General features: G+C 63.5%; 19 protein-coding genes. 7 read left to right on the forward strand and 12 right to left on the reverse strand.

What is annotated here, in order from left to right:
* Positions 1-7: 7 nt before the first annotated feature.
* The 5 genes from BSG19_RS08860 to BSG19_RS08880 form a co-directional block, all read right to left on the reverse strand.
* Positions 8-1,513: an inorganic phosphate transporter gene (locus BSG19_RS08860; protein ID WP_092986843.1), complete on the reverse strand. Its 1,506-nt coding sequence runs from the start codon at positions 1,511-1,513 to the stop codon at positions 8-10.
* A 260-nt stretch (positions 1,514-1,773) separates the two neighbouring features.
* Positions 1,774-2,247 carry an NUDIX hydrolase gene (locus BSG19_RS08865; RefSeq protein WP_092987377.1) on the reverse strand — a complete coding sequence of 158 codons (474 nt, stop codon included), beginning with the start codon at positions 2,245-2,247 and terminating at the stop codon, positions 1,774-1,776.
* A 331-nt stretch (positions 2,248-2,578) separates the two neighbouring features.
* Positions 2,579-3,364: a FadR/GntR family transcriptional regulator gene (locus tag BSG19_RS08870; RefSeq protein ID WP_244529156.1), complete on the reverse strand. Its 786-nt coding sequence runs from the start codon at positions 3,362-3,364 to the stop codon at positions 2,579-2,581.
* A 68-nt stretch (positions 3,365-3,432) separates the two neighbouring features.
* Positions 3,433-4,131, reverse strand: coding sequence for a L,D-transpeptidase (locus BSG19_RS08875; RefSeq protein ID WP_092986845.1), 699 nt, complete (start codon positions 4,129-4,131; stop codon positions 3,433-3,435).
* A gap of 204 nt (positions 4,132-4,335) precedes the next feature.
* On the reverse strand, positions 4,336-5,142 hold the full coding sequence (locus BSG19_RS08880) for a L,D-transpeptidase (protein WP_092986847.1): 807 nt from the start codon (positions 5,140-5,142) through the stop codon (positions 4,336-4,338).
* A 218-nt stretch (positions 5,143-5,360) separates the two neighbouring features.
* On the opposite strand from BSG19_RS08880, the gene BSG19_RS08885 reads away from it, so the two are divergent.
* Positions 5,361-6,002: a DNA-3-methyladenine glycosylase I gene (locus tag BSG19_RS08885; RefSeq protein ID WP_092986849.1), complete on the forward strand. Its 642-nt coding sequence runs from the start codon at positions 5,361-5,363 to the stop codon at positions 6,000-6,002.
* A gap of 9 nt (positions 6,003-6,011) precedes the next feature.
* Here the strand turns inward: BSG19_RS08885 and BSG19_RS08890 are convergent, their stop codons facing one another.
* From BSG19_RS08890 to BSG19_RS08900, 3 genes are all read right to left on the reverse strand, one after another.
* Positions 6,012-6,200, reverse strand: coding sequence for a hypothetical protein (locus BSG19_RS08890; protein WP_092986851.1), 189 nt, complete (start codon positions 6,198-6,200; stop codon positions 6,012-6,014).
* 90 nt (positions 6,201-6,290) lie between these two features.
* Positions 6,291-6,716 carry a CopM family metallochaperone gene (locus tag BSG19_RS08895; RefSeq protein ID WP_092986853.1) on the reverse strand — a complete coding sequence of 142 codons (426 nt, stop codon included), beginning with the start codon at positions 6,714-6,716 and terminating at the stop codon, positions 6,291-6,293.
* A gap of 32 nt (positions 6,717-6,748) precedes the next feature.
* Complete coding sequence (locus BSG19_RS08900; RefSeq protein ID WP_139274744.1) at positions 6,749-7,138, reverse strand: hypothetical protein; 390 nt, start codon at positions 7,136-7,138, stop codon at positions 6,749-6,751.
* Positions 7,139-7,263: 125 nt separating this feature from the next.
* On the opposite strand from BSG19_RS08900, the gene hisS reads away from it, so the two are divergent.
* The 5 genes from hisS (at position 7,264) to BSG19_RS08925 (ending at position 12,930) form a co-directional block, all read left to right on the forward strand.
* The gene (hisS, locus tag BSG19_RS08905) at positions 7,264-8,748 is read left to right on the forward strand and encodes a histidine--tRNA ligase (protein ID WP_092986857.1); all 1,485 of its coding nucleotides are present in this window, start codon (positions 7,264-7,266) and stop codon (positions 8,746-8,748) included.
* A 205-nt stretch (positions 8,749-8,953) separates the two neighbouring features.
* The gene (locus tag BSG19_RS08910) at positions 8,954-10,105 is read left to right on the forward strand and encodes an ATP phosphoribosyltransferase regulatory subunit (protein WP_092986859.1); all 1,152 of its coding nucleotides are present in this window, start codon (positions 8,954-8,956) and stop codon (positions 10,103-10,105) included.
* Positions 10,102-10,803, forward strand: a complete 702-nt coding sequence (hisG, locus tag BSG19_RS08915) for an ATP phosphoribosyltransferase (protein ID WP_092986861.1) — start codon at positions 10,102-10,104, stop codon at positions 10,801-10,803. Before BSG19_RS08910 ends, hisG begins: the two co-directional genes overlap by 4 nt.
* A gap of 94 nt (positions 10,804-10,897) precedes the next feature.
* Complete coding sequence (locus tag BSG19_RS08920) at positions 10,898-11,605, forward strand: glutathione binding-like protein (protein ID WP_092986863.1); 708 nt, start codon at positions 10,898-10,900, stop codon at positions 11,603-11,605.
* Positions 11,606-11,685: 80 nt separating this feature from the next.
* Positions 11,686-12,930, forward strand: a complete 1,245-nt coding sequence (locus tag BSG19_RS08925; protein WP_092986865.1) for an NAD(P)/FAD-dependent oxidoreductase — start codon at positions 11,686-11,688, stop codon at positions 12,928-12,930.
* A 4-nt stretch (positions 12,931-12,934) separates the two neighbouring features.
* Here BSG19_RS08925 and BSG19_RS08930 read toward each other — a convergent pair whose 3' ends face one another.
* The 4 genes from BSG19_RS08930 to groES form a co-directional block, all read right to left on the reverse strand.
* A complete protein-coding gene (locus BSG19_RS08930; protein ID WP_092986867.1) occupies positions 12,935-13,156 on the reverse strand; it encodes a DUF3072 domain-containing protein in 222 nt (73 codons plus the stop codon).
* 67 nt (positions 13,157-13,223) lie between these two features.
* On the reverse strand, positions 13,224-13,808 hold the full coding sequence (locus tag BSG19_RS08935) for a P-loop NTPase family protein (protein ID WP_139274745.1): 585 nt from the start codon (positions 13,806-13,808) through the stop codon (positions 13,224-13,226).
* Positions 13,809-13,964: 156 nt separating this feature from the next.
* The gene (gene groL, locus BSG19_RS08940; RefSeq protein WP_092986871.1) at positions 13,965-15,602 is read right to left on the reverse strand and encodes a chaperonin GroEL; all 1,638 of its coding nucleotides are present in this window, start codon (positions 15,600-15,602) and stop codon (positions 13,965-13,967) included.
* A 91-nt stretch (positions 15,603-15,693) separates the two neighbouring features.
* Entirely contained in the window at positions 15,694-15,990 is a 297-nt protein-coding gene (groES, locus tag BSG19_RS08945; protein WP_062469756.1) for a co-chaperone GroES, read from the reverse strand.
* A gap of 257 nt (positions 15,991-16,247) precedes the next feature.
* On the opposite strand from groES, the gene chrA reads away from it, so the two are divergent.
* Complete coding sequence (chrA, locus tag BSG19_RS08950) at positions 16,248-17,612, forward strand: chromate efflux transporter (protein WP_092986873.1); 1,365 nt, start codon at positions 16,248-16,250, stop codon at positions 17,610-17,612.
* Positions 17,613-17,652 lie beyond the last annotated feature (40 nt).

Genomic DNA, 17,652 nt, shown 5'->3' on the forward strand with positions numbered 1-17,652 from the left:
CGCGGTTCTACAGAAAAATCGCGGAGAAGAGAATGTAGAGGAGCGCCGAAAGCAGGGCGGAGGCCGGTACGGTGATGACCCAGGCACCGACGATGGTCATGAAATGCGAGCGCCGCACCAGTTGCCGCCGGCGCATCTCGTCCACGCCATGCTCGGCGCGAAGCAGAAAGTCGGATTGTCCGGTCTTGCGGCGGACATACTCCAGCCGCAGCCTGGAATTGCGCGTGTACCATTCGCGGAAGAAGCCGATGCCGAACACCGCGCCGACGGCGATATGCGTCGTGCTGACCGGCAGGCCGAAGGTCGAGGCGAGGATAACCGTGATGGCGGTGGCGAGCGCGACGCAGAAGGCGCGGACGGGATTGAGTTTGGTGATCTCCTCGCCGACCACGCGGATAAGCTTCGGCCCGTAAAGCAGGAGTCCGGCCGAGATACCGAGCGCGCCGATGAGAAGAACCCAGAACGCGACATTGACGGTCGTCGCCGGCACCAGCGTATCGACATTGGCGACAATGGCCGACAGCGGCCCGACCGCGTTCGAGACGTCGTTGGAACCGTGAGCGAAAGACAGGAGGGCGGCCGAAAGGACGAGCGGCAGATGAAACAGCGGTCTTAGCGACTGGTTGCGGTTTTCGAGCCCCACCGCGCGGCGCGCGACCGTGCGACGCGACACGAGATAGACGGTCACGCCGGTAACGATACCTGCACCGAAACCGGCGGCCGGAGAAACATAGAAGACGCGATCAAGGCCGATCAGCGCAAAATAGGTGGTGAAGACGCCGCCCATGACGGCAAGCAGGATCGGGACCCAGAATACCGCTCCGGCGATCTTGTCTTCCCGGTAGATGATGAACGTCTTGATGAAGAACAGCAGGCCTGCCGCGACCCCGCCGCCGATGAACGGAGACAGCATCCAGCTGAGCGTGATGCCGCCGAGCGACAGCCATTGCACGGACGAGAACCCGACGGCCGCAATACCCGCGCCCAGAATGCTGCCGACAATGGCATGCGTGGTAGAGATCGGCGCGCTGCACCATGTGGCGATGTTGATCCAGACGGCGGCCGAGATCAGCGCGGACATCATGACCCAGACCAGCGTCGCGCTGTCGGTGAAGGCGGCGGCGTCGATCAGCCCGCCCTCGATGGTCGAGACCACGCGTCCGCCGGCAAAGAGCGCCCCTGCGATCTCGAAGATCGCGGCGATCACCAGCGCGCCGGTCATCGTCATCGCCCGTGCGCCGACGGCCGCGCCCACATTGTTGGTCACATCGTTAGCGCCGATGTTCATGGCCATGTAGCCGGCGATGGCAGCGGCCGCGACGACGATGATCGCGCCGGGCGCTTCGGAGACCGCACTGGCGGCGATGATCATGACAAAGACGAGAAAGATGAAGCCGAGACCGAGGCCGACGGAGCTTTTCAGGACGAAATGCGACGCTTCCTCGTTCAGCGTCAGCTTGTCGAGGTCCTTGTCGAGTGTCGATTTCTCCAGAGCGGGTGTCGTCTTCCCCATGGTCATTCCTCGTCACGCCCGCACGCTGCCATACAGGCCTTGCGCGACGGTCAGGTCGCACGGCAGGTCAGGCGCCGTCAGTTTTGTGTAGAACAGATATAGGGGAAGTCTCGCACGACGCCTGCCAGCAGCGCAAATATCGCGACGTTCCCGCTGGCGCGCTTTTGTCAGGTTCCGGTTACGCCGTAAACATGACCGCTCCGTGATCGATCTGCATGCTGACAGAAAGCGGGCCGAATGACGTCCGCGAAACGGAGGCGCTATTGCGCGGCGCTGCGTGGCGCCTCGGGCTGCTGCATGGTTGAGAGCAGCTGCGTCTGGAAGTCGAGGATGAGCTTGCGCAGGCCCGGTTCCGCAACGCGGCCGGCAGCCTCCGTGAAGGTTACCCATTCCAGCGTCCGCGAACCCTTTTCGGGAAAGCGCTTTGCCATGTCGAACACCACCACGGGATAGACGTGAACCCGGCACGTAATCTTCAGGCCTTTGCTCATGCCTTTTTCGTAGATGAAGCTGCCGATGGAATCGGAGGAAGGCTCGCCCTTCACGCCGGCTTCTTCCCATGCTTCGCGGGCAGCGACCTCGTGCGAGGCCTTGCCTTCCATGGGCCAGCCCTTGGGAATGACCCAGCGTCCCGTGTCGCGGCTCGTGATCAGCAGCATTTCCGGCACCGCATTCTTCTTCCGGAACCGGTAGCACAGGGCAGCAAATTGCACGCGCTCGGGACGGCGGAACATCAAGCGGACTTCGGAAACGATGCTATCGAGAATGGTCAATGACGTCAGGTCCTTTCGCCGGAAGCAATATCCGGGAGACGATCGAGTTTGCCGTGAACGGCTTTCGGGAAAATGCCTGATCAAACGCCGGATACGGCAGATTGATCCATGGCTCTGTAAAAAAGACACGACTCGCATCGTATCGAAAATTCGAACGATCCAAATGAACGCAGACGCTGTCACAGTCCATGAAAAAATTCGGGTAGTGATTCCTTACTATGCCCGCAATCTTGCGTAGACGTGGTCGCGCACCGCCATTGCCTGTCGTGGATGCGACGCCGAATGACGCAATTCAATCCTGATGCCGTTCCTGCAGGCGCAGACGCGCAACACGGGCGCGATCCTCGGCCAGATGCGCATTGAGACTTGCGCCGATCACGAAATCGATATGGCTTTCGGCAGCCCGGCGCGCCGCATGAGCGTCGCCGGCGAGGATGGCCGCATGGATGGCCTCGTGCTGCTCCAGCAGCCGGTCGGCTGCTCCCGGGGCCGAGAACACGGTGGTGCGGCTGAAGAAGATGTCCTGCTCCAGCAGCCGGTAGCAGGACCGCAGCGTATGCAGCAGAATGATGTTGTGGGCGCTCTCCCCCACGGCCATGTGGAAATCGATATCGGCCCTGAGGCCGCTGTCGCGATCGTCCGCGTCCCGTGCGGTTCGCATCCGCGCAACGATCCGTGTCAGGCTCTCCCTGTCGGCCTCCGTCGCATGGCGCGCGGCGCGTTCGGCCGTCAGCCCCTCGATCTCGCGGCGATAGTCCAGATAGTCCCGCGCTGCCTTTTCGTGGCGCACGATCAGGGCGCGCATGGGTTCGGAAAAGATCTCGCCGATGATATCCGCGACGAAGGTGCCGCCACCATGCCGGCTGACGAGCAGGCGGCGACCCTCCAGCTCCTTCAGTGCCTCCCGCAGGATCGGCCGCGAGACGTCGAAACGGGCGGCAAGGTCGCGCTCTCCCGGCAGCCGGTCGCCGTCGCGCAGCACGCCATCGAGGATCAGCGTCTCGATCCGCTGCACGATCTCGTCGGCCGCTCGGCTCTGATGGATGGCGGAGAACATTTCGACAGGCTCGTCGACCACACGCGTCTCCTCATAAAAGGACCGCCCGGCATGATGCCGGCCGGTCCTGATGTTCGACCTCGTGACGATCAGCCGCCGAAGATGGTGCGCAGCAGATCGATGCCGCGATCGTCGTAGGAGACTTCGCCCTGCTTGTTGCCGGGGCCGACCACGATCACCTTGGCGCCGATCGAGGCGCGGTCATAGAGGTGCTCGACGTCCTGGTTCATCATGCGGATGCAGCCCGAAGACATGTTCTGCCCGATGGTCCAGGGCTGGTTGGTGCCGTGAATGCGGAAGCCGCTGTCGTTGCGGCCCTTGTAGAGATAGAGAGCGCGCGCGCCGAGCGGATTGTTGACGCCGCCTTCCATGTAGGCCGGCAGGATATGGCCGTTCTTGCGCTCGCGGACGATCATTTCGGCGGGCGGCGTCCAGCCGGGCCATTCGGCCTTGCGCTGAACCTTCACCACGCCCGACCAGCCGAAGCCTTCGCGGCCGACGCCGATGCCGTAGCGCGTCGCCTTGTTGTTGCCTTCGACGTAGTAGAGATATTTGTGGTTGGTATCGACGATGATGGTGCCTGGCGCCTCGTCGGTGCGCAGCCGCACCTTGGTGCGCCAGAATTCACGCGCCGGCTTGCGCTGCGAGGCGGCGATGGTGGTTACATCGCTCTGCCCGATGGTCGCGGCTGGTCGTTCCATCATCGTTGCCGATGCGACGCCGGCCGTGCTCGTCAAAAGCACCACCGACAGTGCGGCACCAGCCCATCGTCCGATTTTCGTCGTCATTCCCGTTCTCTCCCTCTCAAGCCCGCAGGTCGCGCCATCGACCGTTTGCAGGGGCTCCGCCAGCGTACCGTGTCCGGCGAACGCTATTCGATCGCGCGAATCCCGCAAGATCATCGGTTGCAACGGCGGTCGAATGTCGCCGTCCCCGATGTCACCAAGGAGACGGCTGTTGCCGAAAAAGCACGATACTGCGTCGAAACCCGCTTACATCACGATGACGCGCGTCCCCACCTTCACCCGCTCGTAGAGGTCGGTGACGTCCTCGTTGCGCATGCGGATGCAGCCGGAGGAGACGGCATAGCCGATCGTCCAGGGCGCATTGGTGCCGTGGATGCGGTAAAGCGTGGAGCCAAGATACATGGCGCGAGCGCCGAGCGGGTTGGCGGGGCCGCCCTCCATGCTGGCGGGGAGGTAGTGCCCCTTGGCGGCTTCGCGGGCGATCATTTCGGACGGCGGGCGCCAGGTCGGCCATTCCGCCTTGCGTGTGACCTTGTGTTCCCCCGCCCACTCAAAGCCCGGCTTGCCGACGCCCACGCCGTAGCGGCGGGCCTCGCCATTGCCGGTAACGAGATAGAGGAAGCGGCTGTTGGTATCGATGACGATCGTGCCGGGTCGTTCGCGGGTGTCATAGGCGACCATCTGCGGCAGGAATTGCGGATCGATCGACCGCACGGGCCGCTGCGGCGCCACCATGCCGGCGGAGCGAACGAGCGGCGCCGCACGTTGCAGAGCCGGCCGCTGGTAGATGACCTGCTGGCGCGGCGCGAATGCTGCCGGGCGCTCGCGGTAGACGATGCGCGGCTGGTCGCCGGCGGCCGCCTGACGCCGTCTGCCTCTCTGGTCGACGCGCTCGCTGCCCGCACCGAGCTGCATCAGCCACGGCGCCGTCAGATCCGGGCTGACGATGACCGGCGGGCGGTTTCCGTAGCGCTCTGCGGCCTGCGCAAGGCCTGACCCGAGATCGGTCAGGCTGACGGACAGGAGGGTGGTGAGGATCAACAATGTCTTCATGACGGGCTCGTTCTCGATCTGGCGGTCGGCGGAAGCTCAGCCGGTCATCCGGCGTGTGGCGGAAGCCTGACACCGCAGCGGAATAGGAAGCGTAAACGAGCGTCGCGGAACGGGTGGACGAACCGTGAAAGTCTTCGGTAGGGTTATTGCGTGCTTTAGAGAAATGGTTGACGAAGCATGAAGCGTTGAAGCGTGCCGGTTCATGAGGGGCGAATGCAATGAGCGAGACAGAAGCACCCAAGGGCCTGATCACCGGTGCGGACGGCCTGACACGTTGCTTCTGGCCGGGCCAGCTGCTGGATTATCTGCGCTACCACGACGAGGAATGGGGCCGCCCCGTGACCGACGACATCAGGCTGTTTGAAAAGATCTGCCTGGAGGGCTTTCAGTCGGGCCTTTCCTGGCTGACGATCCTACGGAAGCGCGAGGCCTTCCGCGCAGCCTTCGCCGGCTTCGACATCGATGCCGTTGCCGCGTTCGGCGAGGACGACATCGCGCGCTGCGTCGCGGATGCCGGCATCGTGCGGCATCGCGGCAAGATCGTCTCGACCATCAACAACGCACGGCGCGCACAGGAGCTTCGCGCCGAATTCGGTACGCTCGCCCGCTATTTCTGGAGCCACGAGCCGGCCCTTCACGAGCGGCCCGCCACCGTCACCTTCGCGGCCATCGCCGCCAATCCGACGACGCCGGTCTCGGTGCGGATCTCCAAGGACCTGAAGAAGCGCGGCTGGACCTTCGTCGGACCGACGACGGTCTATGCCTTCATGCAGGCCATGGGCCTCGTCAACGACCATATCGAAGGCTGCATCTGCCGTCAGCCGATCGAGGCGCTTCGCGCAGCCTTCGTGCGGCCGTAGCCGTTACCTCTAAAGCCTGCGGCCCCGCCGTCCGCTGGCCAGAAGCGCAATGCCGATGACCGCGACGATGAGGCCGATGACCAGCCATTGCGTCTGCCCGGTCATGAAGCTCCCGCCCATCAGATTGGCCCCCTGCAGGGTCCAGATCAACCCCACCAGCAGACAGAGCACACCCGCAATCGTCTTGAAACGCTTCATTCCGTTTTCCTCCCCGGTTCTCTTGCACGCCGTTTCGTCGGGCTGCGTGGGGCAGGGATGGCCCGCGCCCACGCCTCTATGACTTAAGTCCTAGCCACCGTTTTTGGCCAGCCAGTCCTTCATCCGGGCAATCTCGGTTTCCTGCGCCTTGATCACCTCCTGCGCCAGCGCGCGCAGGTTGGGGTCCGTGCCGAACTCCAGCTCCACCTTCGCCATGTCGATCGCGCCCTGATGATGGGCGATCATGCCCTTGGCGAAGTCCACGTCGGCCTTGCCGGTATAGGTGATGGCCATGCCCCCGTGCATCCGGGCATTGGCCTTCGTAAAGGCCTGGCTCGATGGGCCCTGGTCGCCCTTCGGATTTGTCATGCCACCCGACTTGGCGTCATGGTTCATGGCGTCATGGTTCATGGTGCTGTGATCGGCAGGCTTCGCCGCGTCCTGCGCCACGGCGAACGTGGTCGAGAGGGAGAGGAGGGCGATCGTGGCGGCACATACGGCCTGTTGTCTGAACATGGTCTGTCCTTTCGAAATGATGATGAACGCTATCAGGTCGAAAGATCCGTCTTGGGCGGTGGCGCTGCGGGTTGCGGGGTGGACGCAATCAACGGCAGCTCCGCCGTCGGCCGCAGGCGCTGCACAGGGCCCGAGAGCCTGCCGAGATCGACAGGCTCGACCTCCAGCGCAAAACAGGCCGAGCAGAGCATCGGGTGCGAACTCTTGACCGGATGATGGCAGGCGCTCGCGCAATCCTGTGATCCCACGACATCGCCGCCATGTGCGGCATGCGAGACGACGATCGCGTTCCCGTGCGCAAGGTCTTGCGCCTGCGCCACGGCGGAGGTCCATCCCGAAAGGATGCCGCAGAGCATGGCGAGGGCGAGAATGAAGGCGCGCATCCTCTCAACATAAGCAGGAACCGGGCGAAAGGAACCCACCCGCTCCACCTTTCGCGCGATCCGCGACCCGCACCCAGCCTTGCCGCTCTGCCTATGATCGGATAGGGAAGGCGCCACACCATTCAACGAGCCCTTCCAGCCGCAAACGAGACGGTCGAGACGCCATGAACGACAAGAAGAAGAAGCCTCAGAAGCTCAAGGCCCGCCTGCCGCGCGGCTTCGTCGATCGCTCCGCCGCCGATATCCGTGCCGTGGATGGCATGGTGGCGAAAATCCGCGAGGTCTACGAGCGCTACGGCTTCGATCCCGTGGAAACGCCGCTGTTCGAATATACCGACGCGCTCGGCAAGTTCCTGCCCGACAGCGACCGTCCGAACGAGGGCGTCTTTTCGCTGAAGGACGACGACGATCAGTGGATGTCGCTGCGCTATGACCTGACCGCGCCGCTCGCCCGCCATGTCGCGGAGAATTTCAACGACATCCAGCTGCCCTACCGCACCTTCCGCGCCGGCTGGGTCTTCCGCAACGAAAAGCCCGGCCCGGGCCGCTTCCGGCAGTTCATGCAGTTCGATGCCGACACCGTGGGCGCTGCCGGCGTTCAGGCGGACGCCGAGATGTGCATGATGATGGCGGATACGATGGAGGCGCTGGGCCTTGCCGGGCAGTTCGTCGTGCGCGTCAACAACCGCAAGGTCTTCGACGGCGTCCTCGACGGCATCGGCCTTGCCGGCGACGACAATGCCGGCCGCCGTCTGACGGTGCTCCGCGCTATCGACAAGCTCGACAAGTTCGGCCTCGACGGCGTGAAGCTTCTGCTCGGGGAGGGCCGCAAGGACGAGAGCGGCGATTTCACGAAGGGCGCCGGCCTCGGTCCCGACCAGATCGCCAGCGTGCTCGCCTATCTCGCGCAGGACGGCTACCAGCCGACGAGCGACCTCTACACGCAGGGTATGAGCGAACTCGACCAGATCGAGGCGCTGGTGCGTGCCGGCGGCTACGCCGAAGATCGTATCAAGATCGACCCGTCCGTCATTCGTGGCCTCGAATACTACACCGGTCCCGTCTTCGAAGCCGAACTGACCTTCCCCGTCACCAACGAAAAGGGCGAAAGCGTCGTCTTTGGCTCGGTCGGCGGCGGCGGTCGTTACGATGGGCTCGTCTCCCGCTTCATGGGCCAGCCCGTGCCCGCCACCGGCTTCTCCATCGGCGTCTCCCGCCTCATGACGGCGCTGAAGAACCTCGGCAAGCTGGGTGAGGACGAGGTTCTCGCCCCTGTCGTCGTCTGCGTCATGGACCGCGATATCGAGAGCCTCGGCCGCTACCAGCGCTTCACCCAGACGCTGCGCCACGCCGGCATCCGCGCCGAAATGTATCAGGGCAACAAAAAGAACTTTGGCGACCAGCTGAAATACGCCGACCGCCGCGGCGCGCCACTTGCCATCATCCAGGGCGGCGACGAGCGCGCCGAGGGTCTCGTGCAGATCAAGGACCTGATCGAGGGCAAGCGCCTCTCCGGCGAGATCGAGGACAACGCCACCTGGCGCGAAGCCCGCGTCGCGCAGGTATCGGTGCCGGAGTCCGAACTGGTGGAAAAGGTTCGCGAGATGCTGGATGCCCAGAGGCAGGACCGCGACCGGGCAGCAGGCTGACCGGCGTGCCATCGACATCGCAGCCCTTCACCCCAACCCTCTCCCCACATGCGGGGAGAGGGGACGTGCCACACGGTAACTCCGAGCTCCCTTCTCCCCGCTTGCGGGGAGAAGCTGCCGGCAGGCGGATGAGGGGCAGCATCCCCGCGACGGTATCGGTTCTTCTCATCACCCCCGCACGCACGCCCTTGGGAACAGCACACCCATGACCCGCTACGACCTCCCCGATTTTGCCCCGGACCTCCTCGCGGCCTTTGCCGCGCGCTGCGCCGAGCGGGTGCATACGCCGGTCATCCAGCCGGCCGATCCCTTTCTGGACATGGCGGGCGAAGACCTGCGCCGACGCATCTTCCTCACCGCGAGCGAGACCGGGACGAGCCTCTGCCTGCGCCCGGAATTCACCATTCCCGTCTGCCTGCGCCATATCGAGACCGCGACCGGCACGCCGAAGCGCTATGCCTATCTCGGCGAGGTCTTCCGCCAGCGGCGCGGCGGCGCGGAGGAATTTTATCAGGCCGGCATCGAGGATCTGGGAGAGCGGGACGTGGCGAGCGCCGATGCGCGCGCCATTGTCGATGCGATGGACCTGCTGCGCGTCGTGCTGCCCGGCCAGGCCCAGACTCTCTCTTTGACGCTCGGCGATCAGGCCGTGTTCGAAGCCGTGGTTGCAGCCCTCGGCCTCCCCGTCGGCTGGCAGAAGCGGCTGATCCACGCCTTCGGCGATCCGTCCCACCTCGAAGCGCTGCTCGACCGGCTCGCCCGCCCGCAGCCCGTGACGGGTCTTGACCCCGAGATCGAGGCCCTGCTGTCGGAAGACAGGCAGGATGAGCTGATCGCTCGTCTCGAACGCCGCATGGAAGAGACCGGCTACTCCACCAATGCCAGCCGCTCACCAACCGAAATCGCCCGGCGCCTCCGGGAAAAGCGGGCGCTTGCCCAAACCCGTCTCGATGGCTCGGCTCTCCTTCTCCTGCGCGAATTTCTGACGCTGCGCCTTCCGCTGGCCGATGCCTCCGCCGCGCTGGCGGGCTTTGCCGACGCCGCCGACCTGAAACTCGGTCCGGCCATCGCAGCCTTCGATGCCCGGCTTGCAGCACTCGCCAATGCGGGCGCCGATCTCTCCGCCATGACCTACCGCGCCGCCTTCGGCCGCCCGCTCGACTATTACACCGGCATGGTCTTCGAAATCGTGGCAGCTAACGGAGCCGACGTGCTTGCCGGTGGCGGACGGTTCGACCGGCTGATGACATTGCTGGGTGCGCAAACCCATATCCCGGCCGTCGGTTTCTCGCTGTGGCTCGACCGCATCGAGGCGCTGCGCGAGGCCGCACAGGGGAAAACGGGAGAGCCCGCATGACCATCACCATCGCGCTTCCCTCCAAGGGCCGCATGAAGGACGAGGCTTCGGCCATCTTCGAGCGCGCCGGCCTGAAAATATCGACCGTCGGCAACGACCGCTCCTATCGCGGCCGCGTCGAGGGCATCGACGATGTCGAGATCGCCTTCCTGTCCGCGTCCGAAATCTCCCGCGAGATCGGCGCCGGCACCGTCGATTTCGGCGTCACCGGAGAAGACCTCGTGCGTGAAGGCTTGAGCGACGCCGACGAGCGCGTCGAGTTCTGCGCCCGCCTGGGCTTCGGCCATGCGGATGTCGTCGTTGCCGTGCCCGATATCTGGCTCGATGTGGATACCATGGCCGACCTTGGAGATGTCGCGGCCGATTTCCGCAGCCGCCACGGCCGCCGCCTTGCCATCGCCACCAAATACTGGCGCCTGACCCAGCAGCACTTTTCCGGCAGCCACGGTATCCAGCTCTACCGGATCGTCGAGAGCCTCGGCGCCACCGAAGGCGCACCCGCCTCGGGCTCCGCCGACATCATCGTGGACATCACGTCCACCGGCTCGACACTGAATGCCAACCACCTGAAAATCCTCTCCGACGGCGTGATCTTGCGGTCACAGGCCTGCCTCGTGCGCGCCCGCAAGCCGGAGCACGAGGGCGACGTCAGGGTGGGGGAGATTGTGGAGCGCGTGCAGGCGGCATTGGCGGTCTAGCGCTGCGTTCGCGAAAATCACAGCGGCGCCCACTGACATCGCACATCATCGTCCCTATGTGAAACAGCACCCCATTCCAAGGAACCCGTCCCATATGGCCGATCTCTCTTCCTTCCCGATCACCACCCGCTGGCCCGCCACCCGGCCGGATGCCATCCAGCTCTATTCTTTGCCAACGCCCAACGGCGTGAAGATTTCGATCGCCCTCGAGGAGCTCGGCCTCGACTACGAGCCGCACCTCATCTCCTTTGGCACCAACGACCAGAAATCGCCAGAGTTCGTGTCGCTGAACCCGAACGGCCGCATTCCCGCGATCATCGATCCGAACGGGCCGGATGGAAAGCCGATCGGCCTCTTCGAGTCCGGTGCCATTCTCGTGTACCTCGCCGAAAAAACCGGCAAGCTGCTGCCGGCATCGGCTGCGGGACGATACGAGACGCTCGCCTGGGTGATGTTCCAGATGGGCGGCGTCGGGCCGATGTTCGGCCAGTTCGGGCACTTCTTCAAGTTCGCCGCCGACAAGGTCGCCAACAATGCCTACCCGATGGAGCGCTACCGCGACGAATCCAAGCGCCTGCTCTCGGTGCTCGAAGCGCGCCTGGAAGGTCGTCAGTGGCTGATGGGCGACGATTATACCATCGCCGATATCGCTACGTTCCCCTGGATCGAAGGCGCGCGCAAGTTCTACGGTGGCGATCAGGTGCTCGACTATGCGAGCTTCCCGAACGTCATGGCATGGGTCGCCCGTGCGCTGGAGCGCCCAGCCGTGAAGACGGGCATGGAGATCCCCAAGCGGGATTGATCCGGCACGTCTCTCCCGCATTGACGCTTCCGCCCGTTGCGGGATAGGTCTCGGGCGGAAACGTGCGAGGGGAAGACGGCATGGCGGAAGCGCAGGGCGATGGGCAGGAGAACCGGCTGATCGTGGTCGGCGGAGGGCAGGCGGCGTTCGCACTGATCGCAAAGCTTCGCGCGCTGAAGGACCTGCGCCCGATCACGCTGATCTCGGCCGAGCAGAGCCTGCCATACCAGCGTCCGCCTTTGTCGAAGAAATATCTCCTGAAAGAGATGACGCTCGATCGGCTGCTCTACCGGCCGGAAAGCTGGTACGCCGAGCATGCCATCGACGTGCGCCTCGGCTGCCGCGTAACCGCGATCGATCGCGTGGCAAAGTCCGTGACGCTGGATCACGGCGGCACGCTCGGCTACGACACGCTGGCACTTGCGACCGGCGCAACGCCGCGACGCCTTCCAGACAGCATCGGCGGAGCGCTGGATGGCGTCTTCACCCTGCGCGATTATCAGGATGCGGACCGCCTTGCCGAAGAGATGCGTCCCGGTCGCCACGCCCTCATTATCGGCGGCGGCTATATCGGGCTCGAAGCCGCAGCCGTTGCCCGGACGCTCGGGCTGGAGGTCACCCTGATAGAGATGGCAGACCGCATCGTTCAGCGCGTGGCCGCATCGGCAACCTCTGACATTCTGCGCGCTTTGCACATCTCCCGGGGCGTGGACCTGCGGGAAGGCACCGGCCTGACACATCTTCTAGAGCGCGATGGCCGCGTGACCGGAGCGAAATTGTCGGACGGAGCGGCGATATCGGCGGATCTCGTCATCGTGGGCATCGGCGTTTCCGCCAACGACCGCATTGCCCACGATGCCGGCATCGAGACCGCGAACGGCATCATCGTGGATATCAACGGCCGCTCCAGCGACCCATCCGTCTTCGCGATAGGCGATTGCGCGGTGCTACCCTTCGCCGACATGCTCATTCGCCTGGAATCCGTGCAGAACGCCGTCGATCAGGCTGAGGCCGTGGCAGCCAATATCGCGGGAAATTCGGTGCCTTACCATCCGAAGCCATGGTTCTGGTCCGATCAGTACGACGTCAAGCTTCAGATCGCCGGCTTCGGGCTTGGACACGACGAGACGGTGACCCGCGCCGGGCAGAGGGAAGGCAGCGCCTCCGTCTGGTATTACCGCCAGGGCACGTTGATCGCAGTGGATGCGATCAACGACGCCAAGGCTTATGTTGTCGGGAAAAAGCTGATCGAAACGGGGATGACACCGGACAAAGCCGCCATCGAAAACCCCGCTACCGACCTCAAGGCGCTTCTCGCGTCCTGATCCTCTATTCCCCGAGATCGAGCTTGCTGCGCAACGCATCGATCCGCTTGGACGCTTCCGCCTTGGTAATATCCTCGGCAAACTGATCCGGCTGATGCGCCTGTTCCGACAGCGTCTGAAGATAGGATCGCTGCGCGCCGGTCATCGGCTCATCCCCGCTGACCCAATCGTCGGGGTTCTTCTCGGTGTTGGAAGACGTATCGTTGGCGACGGCTTTGTCGGACATGAACTGCTCCTCGGCTGGTTATGTTCGCTAAACGTTCACGCGGGGATGAGGTTCCGGTGGTCTGCATCTATTCATGAACAAGCGCGGCAATTTCCAGTGCCAAGGTATCAACGGTCGCTGCGTCCTCCGTGTTCGTAGACGTCAGGCCAAGCGCAGTGAATCCGGCTTCCAGATTCTGATTGTCGAGAATTGATCGTTCAATAAAGCGATCGACGATCTTTTGTTGTTGGGTCGTTGCATTTCGACGATCGGACGCGTCTTCCACTCTCCTGCGCAAAACAGCATCCGGCGCATAGAGAAAAACGGTTCTGTAACGAGCGGTGTCGAGTGTTGAAAGATATTCCGGCCGAAGCGCTGTACCTTCCATGATGAACGGTTCTTCCACTGTCTCCTGCCATTCAATGATCTGAAGAAGACGCGGCCACATGTTCTCGTGATGAACCTTCAGGAACCAGTGGAGGGTCTCGACTGACAGACTGGTGTAGAATTCGGCGACCTGAGGCTTCACATCCGGCCAGGGTCGTCCGGGGTGGCGTCCGAGATCATCGGTCGAGATGACCCGCCAGCCCGTGTTTTTCCCCAGCCGCTTGGCAAGTGATGACTTTCCCATATGAGAGCTGCCCGCAATGAATATTCCACGTGGCATCGCCATCATTGCCTCCCGATTCAGCAGCCGCTCGCTTCAGTCCATGGATTGCCAAGTGCCGACGAACGATTCCTATTCTTGAGCAGAATACGATGAACGCCACCACGAAAAAGGGCGGCCCTTTCGGACCGCCCCCCATTCCGTCAATCCTGTTCGGATTGATTACATCATGCCGCCCATGCCTCCCATGTCGGGCATACCGCCGCCCTGCTGCGAGTCCTTCTTGGGGAGCTCGGCGATCATGGCTTCGGTGGTGATCAGGAGCGAGGCGACCGAGGCTGCGTTCTGCAGAGCGGTGCGCACGACCTTGACCGGGTCGACGATGCCCATGGCGATCATGTCGCCATATTCGGACGTCTGGGCGTTGTAGCCGTAGTTGTCGTCGTCCTTGTCGAGGATCTTGCCGACCACGATCGAGGCTTCGTCACCGGCATTGTCGGCGATCTGGCGAACGAGCGACTGGAGAGCCTTGCGAACGATGGCGACGCCGGCTTCCTGGTCGGGGTTTTCACCCTTGACGTTGAGAACGGCCGAGCAACGCAGCAGGGCGACGCCGCCGCCGGGGACGATGCCTTCCTGAACGGCTGCACGCGTTGCGTTCAGCGCGTCGTCGATGCGGTCCTTGCGTTCCTTGACTTCGATTTCCGTCGAGCCGCCGACGCGGATGACGGCAACGCCACCAGCGAGCTTGGCCAGACGTTCCTGCAGCTTTTCGCGGTCGTAGTCCGAAGATGTTTCTTCGATCTGCGCCTTGATCTGGGCTACGCGGCCTTCGATCTCGTTCTTGGCGCCGGCGCCGTCAACGATGGTCGTGTTTTCCTTGGAGATCGAGATCTTCTTGGAACGGCCGAGCATTTCGAGCGTGACGTTTTCGAGCTTGATGCCGAGGTCTTCGGAGATGACAGTGCCGCCCGTCAGGATGGCGATGTCTTCCAGCATGGCCTTGCGGCGGTCGCCGAAGCCTGGAGCCTTGACGGCAGCGATCTTGAGGCCGCCACGCAGCTTGTTGACGACGAGCGTTGCAAGAGCTTCGCCTTCGACGTCTTCAGCGATGATGAGGAGCGGCTTGCCCGTCTGTACGACGGCTTCCAGAACCGGAAGCATCGCCTGCAGGTTCGACAGCTTCTTCTCGTGAAGGAGAATGTAAGCGTCGTCGAGGTCTGCGACCATCTTTTCCGGGTTGGTCACGAAGTAGGGCGAGAGGTAGCCGCGGTCGAACTGCATGCCTTCGACGACTTCGAGTTCGGTTTCGGCCGTCTTGGCTTCTTCGACGGTGATGACACCTTCGTTTCCGACCTTCTGCATGGCTTCAGCGATATCGGCGCCGACCTGCTTGTCGCCGTTTGCCGAGATCGTGCCGACCTGAGCGACTTCTTCCGACGTGGAGATCGGCTTTGCCTTGGCCTGCAGGTCCTTGACGACGGCCGTGACGGCGAGGTCGATACCGCGCTTCAGGTCCATCGGGTTCATGCCGGCTGCAACGGCCTTGTTGCCTTCGCGAACGATGGCCTGGGCAAGAACGGTTGCGGTCGTGGTGCCGTCGCCGGCGATGTCGTTGGTCTTGGAAGCAACTTCCCGGACCATCTGTGCGCCCATGTTCTCGAACTTGTCTTCGAGTTCGATTTCCTTGGCGACGGAAACGCCGTCCTTGGTGATGCGCGGTGCGCCGAAGGACTTGTCGATGACGACGTTGCGGCCCTTGGGGCCCAGCGTGACCTTGACGGCATCAGCGAGGACATCGACGCCGCGCAGCATCTTTTCGCGCGCGGTGCGGCCGAATTTTACTTCTTTAGCTGCCATTTTGAAAACTCCCGGGCATAAGCCCAAATTTTAAGTGTCGTCGGATTGTGAGAAGGAACTGCCAGAGGCTGAGCCAGCGGCAGAGCCGATATCAGGCGATAACGCCCATGATGTCGGATTCCTTCATGATCAACAGGTCTTCGCCGTTGAGCTTGACTTCGGTGCCCGACCACTTGCCGAACAGGATGCGGTCGCCAGCCTTGACGTCCAAAGGAACGACCTTGCCGGAATCGTCACGCGCGCCGGAACCGACGGCGACGATTTCGCCTTCCTGCGGCTTTTCCTTGGCGGTGTCGGGAATGATGATGCCGCCCTTGGTCTTGGCTTCGGACTCGACGCGACGTACGACGACGCGGTCGTGCAGGGGGCGGAAGGTAGTGCTTGTCATTGTCTTTTCCCTCGATCAAATGACGCTGGGATCTCGGAGGATCCATCGGTCTGTTAGCACTCCGGTAGGTCGAGTGCTAGCAAGGCTGAGATAAGGATGGTTCGTGCCGGAGTCAAGATTGGCGGCCATCATTTCTGTCCGCCACCTGTCACATGACCATCGTAAGGACGGTCTGCGACAGGGATAAGAAGAGCGTCGCAGGGAAGCCGATCCTCTTGTGCATGAGAGATTCGGCCGGGGAGGGCACGGGAGACAGCATGAACGATCAACACGGCACGAATGAGACAGCTGCCTTTTTAGGAAAAGCGACCGATCTTTCCGCCGGGAGCGACGGGTGCCTGAAACCGTCTTTCTCGGAGGCTGCCCGCGTCTGGGCACGCATCGGCTGTCTTGGCTTCGGCGGGCCTGCGGGCCAGATCGCGCTGATGCATCGCGAGGTGGTGGAAACGCGGCGCTGGGTGCCGGAGGACCGCTTTCTGCACGCTCTGAACTACTGCATGCTGCTGCCGGGTCCGGAAGCGCAGCAGCTCGCCATCTATATCGGCTGGTTGCTGCACGGCACGCGCGGCGGGCTTGTCGCCGGCATTTTCTTCGTGCTGCCCGGTCTCTGTATTCTCCTGGGCCTGTCCACGCTCTACGCGCTCTACCATCAGACGGGCATGCTCTCGGCAGTCTTCTTCGGCCTGAAGGCTGCGGTTCTGGCAATCGTGGTCGAAGCGCTGCTGCGCCTCGCGCGGCGCGCGCTGAAGACGGTCTCGTCACGGATCATCGCTGCCCTGGCCTTTGCCGCCCTGTTCTTCTTTTCCGTTCCGTTCCCCCTGGTCATCCTCGTCGCCGGCCTGTTCGGCCTCCTCGCGGCCGGACGGTCAGCAGACGCCGGGTTGATGCCAGAGACGACAAGGTCGCGAACCTGGCCGCAGACGCTGGCGCTCATCGGCCTCTGGTCGTGCCTCTGGATCGCGCCGCTCGGTCTCGTCGTCGTCCTCTGGGGAACGCAGAGCGTCTTCTTCGCTCTCCACGTCTTCTTTTCCAAGATGGCGGTGGTCACTTTCGGCGGGGCCTATGCCGTGCTGGCCTATGTCGCCCAGCAGGCCGTGGAAACCCATCACTGGCTGCGGCCGGGCGAGATGCTGGACGGGCTGGCGCTGGCGGAAACCACGCCGGGGCCGCTGGTTCTGGTGCTGACCTTCGTCGCCTTCATGGCGGCGTTCCGTGTGCCGCCGCCGGGGCTCGATCCCGTGGTGGCGGGCCTCGTCGGCGGTCTCGTCGCCACCTGGGTCACCTTCGTGCCCTGCTTCGCTCTCATCTTTCTCGGTGCGCCCTCCGTCGAGCGGCTGCGGGGAAACCGGATGGCGGTTGCGGCCATGAACGCGATTTCGGCCGCGGTGGTCGGGGTCATCCTCAACCTTGCCGTCTGGTTCGCCCTGCACGTGCTGTTTGCCAGCGTCCAGCAGAGCCGGCTCGGGCCGCTGGTCGTCTGCTATCCCGAACTGGCGAGTTTCGATGTTTCGGCGGCCCTTCTTGCGCTGCTGGCAGGCAGCCTGCTCTTCGTCGCGCGGCTCGGCGTGGTCGGCACGCTCGCCGTCTGCGCGGCTGGCGGGCTCGTTCTCTCGATGCTGTGAGGTGGCCGGGCGCCCCGTTTTAGAGAGGAATGCGGCGGAT

This window comes from Rhizobium sp. NFR03 (assembly GCF_900111275.1).
GTDB lineage: Bacteria > Pseudomonadota > Alphaproteobacteria > Rhizobiales > Rhizobiaceae > Ferranicluibacter.

Bases quoted from the DNA above. Each gene is read 5' to 3' on its own strand.
- BSG19_RS08885 (WP_092986849.1), top strand. From the start codon at position 5,361: ATGAGCGAGACAGAAGCACCCAAGGGCCTGATCACCGGTGCGGACGGC.
- BSG19_RS08930 (WP_092986867.1), bottom strand. From the start codon at position 13,156: ATGTCCGACAAAGCCGTCGCCAACGATACGTCTTCCAACACCGAGAAG.
- hisG (WP_092986861.1), top strand. From the start codon at position 10,102: ATGACCATCACCATCGCGCTTCCCTCCAAGGGCCGCATGAAGGACGAG.
- BSG19_RS08925 (WP_092986865.1), top strand. From the start codon at position 11,686: ATGGCGGAAGCGCAGGGCGATGGGCAGGAGAACCGGCTGATCGTGGTC.
- BSG19_RS08895 (WP_092986853.1), bottom strand. From the start codon at position 6,716: ATGTTCAGACAACAGGCCGTATGTGCCGCCACGATCGCCCTCCTCTCC.
- BSG19_RS08920 (WP_092986863.1), top strand. From the start codon at position 10,898: ATGGCCGATCTCTCTTCCTTCCCGATCACCACCCGCTGGCCCGCCACC.
- chrA (WP_092986873.1), top strand. From the start codon at position 16,248: ATGAACGATCAACACGGCACGAATGAGACAGCTGCCTTTTTAGGAAAA.
- BSG19_RS08860 (WP_092986843.1), bottom strand. From the start codon at position 1,513: ATGGGGAAGACGACACCCGCTCTGGAGAAATCGACACTCGACAAGGAC.
- groL (WP_092986871.1), bottom strand. From the start codon at position 15,602: ATGGCAGCTAAAGAAGTAAAATTCGGCCGCACCGCGCGCGAAAAGATG.
- BSG19_RS08875 (WP_092986845.1), bottom strand. From the start codon at position 4,131: ATGACGACGAAAATCGGACGATGGGCTGGTGCCGCACTGTCGGTGGTG.
- BSG19_RS08910 (WP_092986859.1), top strand. From the start codon at position 8,954: ATGACCCGCTACGACCTCCCCGATTTTGCCCCGGACCTCCTCGCGGCC.
- BSG19_RS08865 (WP_092987377.1), bottom strand. From the start codon at position 2,247: ATGTTCCGCCGTCCCGAGCGCGTGCAATTTGCTGCCCTGTGCTACCGG.
- hisS (WP_092986857.1), top strand. From the start codon at position 7,264: ATGAACGACAAGAAGAAGAAGCCTCAGAAGCTCAAGGCCCGCCTGCCG.
- groES (WP_062469756.1), bottom strand. From the start codon at position 15,990: ATGACAAGCACTACCTTCCGCCCCCTGCACGACCGCGTCGTCGTACGT.
- BSG19_RS08890 (WP_092986851.1), bottom strand. From the start codon at position 6,200: ATGAAGCGTTTCAAGACGATTGCGGGTGTGCTCTGTCTGCTGGTGGGG.
- BSG19_RS08935 (WP_139274745.1), bottom strand. From the start codon at position 13,808: ATGGCGATGCCACGTGGAATATTCATTGCGGGCAGCTCTCATATGGGA.
- BSG19_RS08880 (WP_092986847.1), bottom strand. From the start codon at position 5,142: ATGAAGACATTGTTGATCCTCACCACCCTCCTGTCCGTCAGCCTGACC.